The organism is Centipeda sp. (in: firmicutes) (assembly GCF_057271695.1).
In genome coordinates this window covers 1-8,279 of the sequence record NZ_DBHIVL010000093.1, presented here as the reverse complement: position 1 = coordinate 8,279, position 8,279 = coordinate 1, and the positions used below count along the sequence as shown (strand labels likewise).

The window sequence follows — 8,279 nt, the reverse complement described above, 5'->3', positions numbered from 1 at the left end:
GGAAGCACTGATAAATTCAGCACCGCCATCTTGACGCATCTTTTTTGCCCGCACTTCGTCGGCAAATCCTCCACATAGCTTTGGCTATGCGTCCGGTTTGCCTCCTTGTTCGGACGAAAAAATCTACGCCAATCTGACGGACTTCATTTTATCAGCGATTCCTTAAAAATAATCTATCGTTTAATCCCTACAAAAATACTCGGGATTCATATTTTCATCATTGTATTTGCTTTCATATAAAAAGTCAATAACCTAAGACACGATCTATAAACAAAACAAATAATTGAGATTCCTTTTCATAGGCAACAAAAATAAAAAGAGCCCATGACCATCTCACGAGCTCTCAATCATTGTATCCCTAATCCGTTTGCTCTGCGCCCTCAGAACCGATATGTCACCTGCACGCGCGTATAGTTGCCGAGCTTGAACGTCTCCGGTCCATAGAGTGTGTCGCGCATCCCAATGCCCTTCGCATCGAAGGTATAGAACGCCTCAACGAGCAGATTTTCCACAGGCACATAGCCCGCACCGACAGTAAAGCTGCGGATGCCGTCAAGGTAACGATCGGGCAGCGACTCCGTCCCATTGCCGCCGAAAAACGAGCCATGATCAAACGCCTTGTAGTCGATAAAGGCGTTCCAACTGCCCGGCACATCCATATCCACATTGCCGAGATCAAACCGCATGACCCAAAACGCCGGGACACCTCCACGCTCGCGCCCGCGCAGTGTAAATGTTGACGTTCCCGCTGTATGTTCATAACGCGTGTACCCGTTCATATATCTGCCGAACACCGTACGGTTCTGCCCGTAGTCAACGGAGATCGCCGCGTTTTTCGCGAGCCGCCAGCGTGCGCCAATGCCGATCACATTCGCAAGTGTGTCAAATGTATCGACATCATTCGTCGTGCCGTTCGCTGTTCGGAAGCTGTGCGAGTCCCCGCCGACTGCACGCAGATACCATGCCGCAATGCCGACAGCAGGCGTGATTTCGTGACGCGCCTGCACATAGAATGCCCTCTTAATCGCGGGAATGCGATCCACATGAAGAACAACTCCACACTGTGGAAAGAGACACCCCGCCTTCGCCAACAGATGTAGCGGCAATTTGCTGCTGTCCTCCGGCCTCCAATAGTTGTCTGACGCAAGCAGCGATAGGATTCTCTGCGCGACTGGTGAAAGTCCTGCCCGACGATATCCGAGTGCAGTCTCTCCGTTCGGCAGCTTCTTATAGAGCGGTTCAAGCGCAGCCCCCTTATCGTACAGAGATGAGAGCGCCTTCTCCTTCGCTTGGTCTCGCGTGAGCGGCTGGAAATCTCCCGGTTTTAGCTTATCCAGCGGAATGCCCGCATAGTTTTTTCCCTTATGCGCACTCCCCTTGCCCAGAGCCTCCAACGTCTCGCCGCCCTTATATGTGCCATATCCGTAGAACTCCGACGAAAATGTATATTTCTTGTAGTTTGGAAGCGTTCGCAAAAGCCCCGAATTCTCCAGATAAGCCCTCCATGTCTCCGGATTTTCACCGCTGCGTGACATAACCGTGTTCCACGAAGTCTCGCCCGCCTGACGCAGCTTGTCTTTATCAAACGGATCGGCTCCGTTGGGAACGGTCATAAAGAGATCGGTCATTAAGAATCTGCCCTTGACATTCCCCTCTGGGTCCTTCGCCGTGACAATGCGCCAGATATGGCTGTTCGTCTCATACTGAGCAGCTCTTTTGATTTTATTGTACGCAGCGGGATCATCCTTGGCGATCAGATCGAGATAGGAATCAATGATCTTCTTTTCCTCGGCAAATGTCTTCGCTGTCTTGAGCTTATCATAGAGGGACTCAAAACCGGGCGTCTCCTTGCTCGGAGGGGTATAGGCCTCATCGTTGATGTGCTCCATATCATAGCCGAGCCATTCCTTCTTCGTCGGCGGACGCAGGAACACCTCGTTTACCGCATGGGTATAGGCGGAGTCCGAAATCCCCGTACTCTTGCTGAAATCACCAAAACCAACGCGAACCTGACTGCGTGTCCCCGTCCAGACCGCACGCACACCGTCGTACTCCTTGCCGAAATAATAGCCCGTTACCCCCATCGGCTCCGTCAGTCGTCCGAGACTGAGATCCCATGCTTTCACGTGCTGCGTCACATCGGCATTCTCAACGCGTGCTTCGTTGAGCGCGTGCGATGCGCTGACATCCTGTGCCGTATCGACTTCTTTACTGCCGGACACGCTGCCAATCAGCGTGATATTCGTATGTGCACCAACACGCATATCAGCCCCCACGCGCAGCCGCTGCTCAAATCCCTGCTCCCCCTTCTCCAAATAGTTTTTATACGCCGAGCCAACACTCGATCGCGTCGTGACGCGTGCCTCCGCCGGTTTGTTCTTTCCGGTGAACGCATTGTACCGCAGACGATAATCGCCAAAAACCTCAAATCCCTCGGGTCGCTTTACATCAAAAGGCGGCACGATAAAACGCCCGACTCCGGCGAACGCTTCGCCCCTCTGCTCATCGGCCAATGTCTCCCACGAAGACGATTTGCGATGCGAGATACGGTCAAATTTCAAATTGACGCCGAGCTTATAAACGCGCTCCTGCATTGCCTGATCGTCATCCCGATGATTGAAGAGATTGTCGATGCCCAGATAGACCACAGAATCCGCGTCGATCTTCTTCTGAACGAGGAGATTCCACACGCCGAAACTCTTGCGCTCATAGGTCTGCTGACCGCCCTTTGCAAAATTATACTGCGTCGTTCCATCGCCGATGTCGTTATGCACATAGTTCCCATTGTTCGCAATGGTATTGCTGTCCAGCATGTGCAGATAGTAATCCCCCCAAAGGGATGCACGCCAACTCCTATTCTCATACGTCAGTCCAATATCAATCTTGTGCTGCGGTTTATTGAGCAGCTGACGCGGCATATTCGGATCGCTCTTGTTCACCGCATGAAGATAGGTATAGCCGAGCTTCCACGAAAAATGATCGTCGATCTTCTGTGAAAATTCCGTCTCAACGCCCGTGATCTCCGCCCTGCCAATATTCTTAAAGCTATAGATCATATCGGGCGGCGTGATCCACGTCTGTTTCTTTGCATCGGCCTCCGGATGGAAATGCATAAGCTCCCCTGTGAAATACGTCGTCATATAGTCCCGAATCCTATTGTGGAATGCGTTGATTCGAATCTGGCTCTTTCCATGCTCCGCCTCAAATCCCAAATCGAAATTCAGCGATTTCTCCGGCCTCAGATTTGGATTGCCGAACCAGTAATAGCCGAGTTTTCCAACGCCGAGATCGTAGGGCATACCGGCGTACATCTCCCAGTGGTAGTAGAGCTCCCCCATCCCCGGCTCTGTATAGCCCGTACCAATATTCGCCTTGAAGCGCCGATCGGCATGACCTCCGATCGAATGCGTCACCCCCATGTTAAAGCTGACATGCGAGCCAAATAGACTGCTGTGATCGAACCGAACGCTTGGCATGAAGATCGTATCCTTCCCCATCTGCCAAAAGTCCTGGAAAAAGAAATGCTGTTTCTTTATATCTGCCTGCCCGATGGTCTGGCGGTTTTTGCGCTCCTGCTCCTCCTGTTCAAACTTCTTACCATGCCATGTCAGAGTCCTTTTGTAAGTGCCGTAATACCTACGCATAATAGTATCGCCATCGAGCGGATCGCCGTCCTCGTCCAGAAAGCGATCTGCCGGATTTTCTCTGCGCAGTTCCTCAATGAAACTTGGGATCTTATCGTCGTTCGTCCCATTCTGAAAATCCTCAAAAGTATAGGACGGAACCTGTGTCTTTCCGTTCGCATCCTTGTACCCATAGAGAGCATACGCCTTATCGTATTGGGGAATCCCTCTCTCGTTCAGATACATCGGTCGATCCTTGATGCTCGATCGGGGCGTCCCATCTGCATCGCTGTGCAGATTCTTATCATAATCCCACGGATCAATATACCTTGTTTTTATATTTCTCGCACCTTTGAGCCGGCTCCCCTCCCCGTCCTCTTTGCTGAAGCCAAGACCGTAGGAGAGCAGATGTCGATCGCTCGCCTGCGTATTCGCGCGGACCTCGACATTCCACTCTTTATGCAGAATATGATCCAAATAGTGAAGCGAATTTTTTCCTTCGTATTTGGAAAAGGCGGCGACAGAGGATAGGGTAACGTCGTCTTCCTTCATCTTTGCGTAGTTAAAATCGAGCTTCCAGTCCGTGCGCGCGCCACGCCCTTGATAGCTCATGCGATAGGTATCACGATCGATATTCCGCTTGTAATGAATCACCGGATCGGGCGCATCCTCGGAGTGCTTGGTAAAGCGATCCATCTCCTCATTTGCACGATCCAGTGAGAAATCAAGTGTATGCCGATCGTCAAACGAATAGCTCCCCAAAATGCCAATATTCTTTATATCGCCAAAATAGCGCAGAGAATTCCGAATCGCCCCGGTCGTATTGACTCCGTTATAAAAAATCTTTTCACTGTAGATCGGCATAACATCCCGTCTGCTGCCGTAGATCGCCCCTTGAAACTTGCCCATCCTGCCACTGTCCGCACGCAGGAAAAAATTCTTATAGGGCGCAGTCGTCGTGTCATCCCGGATGCGCCGCCCCTCTAAATTAAACTGAAGAGCTGCATCGTGCGCTGCTCTCCGCGTGATCACATTGACGACACCGCCGATGGCATCCGCGCCGTACTTCGCGCTCGCCGCGCCGCGGATGATCTCGATGCGCTCGACATTCTCCGTGCCGAGCCGCTGCAGCTCGTCCGCCTGCCCACTGTATTTTGCGAAATCGCCCATAACCGGATGGCCGTCGATCAGGATGAGTGTGTGCCGCGGCTCCGCGCCGCGCATCGAGAGCGTAACACGTCCCATCGCATCGACGTTGCGCGTCATCCCCGTCTCGCTAAAGATGATGTCCTCGACGGATTTTGCCTGCTTCTTTGCAATATCCTCTGCCGTGATGATCGTCGTCGACTGCGACTCCATCTTCGCATCTTCCTTTGCCGCATCCGTCTCCACATGAACGTCGGCAGTAGAAACATCAGCCGCCATATCGTCATTTGCCCATACGGTACACGCAGATGCCATAGTATGAAGCAATATGGCACAGACCAACGTCGTTTGCGCTCCTTTTTTCACAAGATCACCTTTTCTATAAATATTTCTATTCGGACTGATATTAACTATCAATCTGATATCGCTATTATACCCCTTATTTTCCATATATTCCAGTCCTAAATTTCAAAAATCTTTAATTTTCATAAAAATAGCCATCGTACGAAATTTTTCTCATACGATAGCTTAAGATATTTTTCACATAGTGTATGTGATGACTAGGCCAGCTCCTTAAAATGCTTCCTCAAAATCCGCTTTCCAATATAGATGCCGATGAAGCCCCCGAGAAAGGCAATCCCCATGCCCGCCGCGAGGAAAATCCCTGTGCTGTGCTCGACGAACTTCTGAATCCGCTCCATATCCATGCCCGCCTCCTGCCAGCGAACCATCTCCTGCTCAAGGAAGAACAGAAGAGGTATCGCGCCGCCGAATACATAGGATGCCTGAATCAGCCCATAGCCCGCCGCGAGTACGGGAATCCGCTGACCGAGCGCACGCACGGCGAGATCCACCACGAGCGCGACCGCTGTCACCGAGCCGACGAAAGGCACATACATCATCCCCGAGAATCCGGCAAAGAGTGCCGTGCTAATCGCGACAAAGAGAGTAATCGCACCGAACTTCGGAATCTTCTTCACGACGAACAGGAACACCGTCCCGAGCAGCACGCCGATGAGCGCGGGGCTCAGCGCGTGCATCGCCGGCGAGAGCAACACGGTGAGTGCGCCGATGCCCAGCACAAGCACGCCGTACAGTGCCGAGAGTATACCGATTAGGACAAAGTCGCTGATTTTCCAAGCATTCATTATGTTTTTCCTCCAATGGATCGTTATCTGATACGCTCACGGAAGAGCCGCTCAAGTGCGGCGGCGTCCCGCAGTGCAAAATCCTCTGCAATCCACCCATCCTCGAGGAGAATGACGCGGTTGCACGAATTCATGATGAACTCGTAGTCATGCGTAATAATGATGGCGGCATTCTCCGCTCCCGTAAATTCATCGATGAGCGTGCAGACCGTCCGCATATTACCGTAGTCCAGACCGCTCGTCGGCTCATCGAAAATGCCGATGCGCTTCCTCAGGAGGCAGGCAGCAGCAATCACGAGCCGCTGCTTCTGCCCCATCGACAGCCGCATCGGATGCTCATCGATCAGCGGCAGCAGGCGGAACTGCTCAAGCACCGTACGAATGCGCGCATCGATGTCCTCCGCTTCTTCGTTGCCGAGCAGGAGATCATGATAGAGACTCGAACCGAAGATCTGAAAATCCACATTCTGCATCACATAGCTGACCGCCGTATAGCGTTTGCGTGCGGCAATGGTTTTTCCGCCGACAGAGAGACGCCCGCCACGTTCCCGCAGCAGTCCGCAGATGATTTTCGCGAGCGTACTCTTACCGCAGCCGTTATGCCCGAGGAGAGCGATACGGTCACCCGCCCGTACAGAGAGCGAGACATCGCGCAGGACATCCTGCCCGCGCACATAGCTAAACGAAATGTGTTCGAGTGACAGCAGCTCTGCACCGCCCATCGCAGGAGCAGCGTGCTCACACGCCGCACGCGTATGAAAAAGATCGAAGCCGCGTATGCCGAACGCGTTCAATGCCTTGTTGTCAAGCACGTCCATCTCCGCACCGCGATAGCGGCGCACAATCGTCCCCTGCTCCATTATGACGAGTTGGTCGCACACGCCGTGCAGATAGTAGAGACGGTGCTCTGCCACCACAATCGTATAGCCGCGCTCCTTCAGCTCCTCAATCGTACGGCGGAGAAGTGCGATCGACGGATAGTCCAGATTTGCCGACGGCTCGTCCAGCAGCAGAATCTTGCACTCTAGCATCAGTGCCGAGGCAATCGCAATCTTCTGCTTCTCCCCGCCCGACAGTTCCGAGAACTTCCGTCCAAGAAAACGCTCAAGCGAAAGTGTCTCCACGACAGAGCGCAGCCGCCGCTCGATCTCATCACGCGGCACACCGAAGTTTTCACAGCCGAATACGAGGTCGGACAGCACATCGAGCGTAAAGAACTGATTGTCTGGATTCTGGAACACCGTCGCCGCAATCCGCGAAATATCTCCAACGCGGAGATTCAGCACATCCTGTCCGGCGAGGAGAACCTTCCCCTCCGCCATGCCCTCGTAGAAGCCGGGACAGAGACCATTGATGCGGCGCAGGAGCGTTGACTTCCCGCAGCCGCTCTCCCCCGCGATCACGATCACCTCGCCCGCCCCTGCGGTGCAGGAGTTCCCGTCGATGCTCCGCTGCGCCCTGTCCTGATATTGAAAGCCTACACTCTGTAACTCAATCATAGCGCCCCCCTCAAACAACGGTAAGACAGAGCGCAAAGGCAAGCGGCGCAAGGAAGATCATCGCCCAATCCTTGCCGCCCATGCGGACATCGAAATAGGACGTGCGCGTCCCGCTGTATTCATAGCCCTTGACGAGCGCCGCTCCCGAGAACTCCTCCGTGATCTTCTCACTGCGGAACAGCATCGGCACAACAAAATACTCAATCGCCTTCATCGGATGACGCACGACATAGCCGAGCGACACAGGAATCCCTTTGAGGCGCATTGCATCCACAATCACGCGAAAATCGTCCTTCATCGCCGGCAGATAGCGGATCATCACCACAATGCTGAGAATGATGCCCCGATGCAGACGCAGACGCGAGAGTGCCGTCGTGATCTCCGCGATATTCGTGCTCTTCTTGAGCGCGATGCCGAGCACGACGAACGGAGAGATGCGCAGTGCGATAAAGGCTATCAGCTGCGGCACGAGAATCAATCCGCGCGGCAGATCCGTGCCGCGCAGCAGCTCCGCCCCATATTGGAGCACAAGCAGTGCGAGAAAGCCGAGGATAAACTTCACCGTCTGCGCCGCACTGCCAACCGTCGCAAAGACAAGAAGCGAGAGTACAAAGGACAGAATCAGCACCTCCTGCCGTCCCGAGAAGATCAGAACGCACATGAGCAGCAGATTCAGATATAACATCGTCCGAAAATCGAACGGCTTTGATGATGTGGTCAGTATGGTCACCCCTTCTGTTTGGTGAATAATAAAACGAGGCCGTTCAGAAACGACCCCATTTTATCAGTATTTTCTTCCAAACGCAACAGCCTTGGATGTACAATCTAAGTGCAACACAATTTAACAAAAAAAGGACTCATAA

General features: G+C 53.0%; 4 protein-coding genes. All 4 read right to left on the bottom strand.

All coding sequences use genetic code 11. The features are described from left to right. Positions 1–380: 380 nt before the first annotated feature. The 4 genes from ACO6BQ_RS11225 to ACO6BQ_RS11210 all read right to left on the bottom strand — a co-directional run bounded on the left by ACO6BQ_RS11225 (position 381) and on the right by ACO6BQ_RS11210 (position 8,146). Positions 381–5,048, bottom strand: coding sequence for a TonB-dependent receptor plug domain-containing protein (locus tag ACO6BQ_RS11225; protein ID WP_489120985.1), 4,668 nt, complete (start codon positions 5,046–5,048; stop codon positions 381–383). A 281-nt stretch (positions 5,049–5,329) separates the two neighbouring features. Then, a complete protein-coding gene (locus tag ACO6BQ_RS11220) occupies positions 5,330–5,917 on the bottom strand; it encodes an MptD family putative ECF transporter S component (protein WP_489120984.1) in 588 nt (195 codons plus the stop codon). Positions 5,918–5,940: 23 nt separating this feature from the next. After that, positions 5,941–7,416, bottom strand: a complete 1,476-nt coding sequence (locus ACO6BQ_RS11215) for an ABC transporter ATP-binding protein (RefSeq protein WP_489120981.1) — start codon at positions 7,414–7,416, stop codon at positions 5,941–5,943. 10 nt (positions 7,417–7,426) lie between these two features. After that, positions 7,427–8,146 (bottom strand): energy-coupling factor transporter transmembrane component T, encoded by a 720-nt coding sequence (locus ACO6BQ_RS11210; RefSeq protein ID WP_489120980.1) that lies wholly within the window; start codon positions 8,144–8,146, stop codon positions 7,427–7,429. Positions 8,147–8,279: the final 133 nt, after the last annotated feature.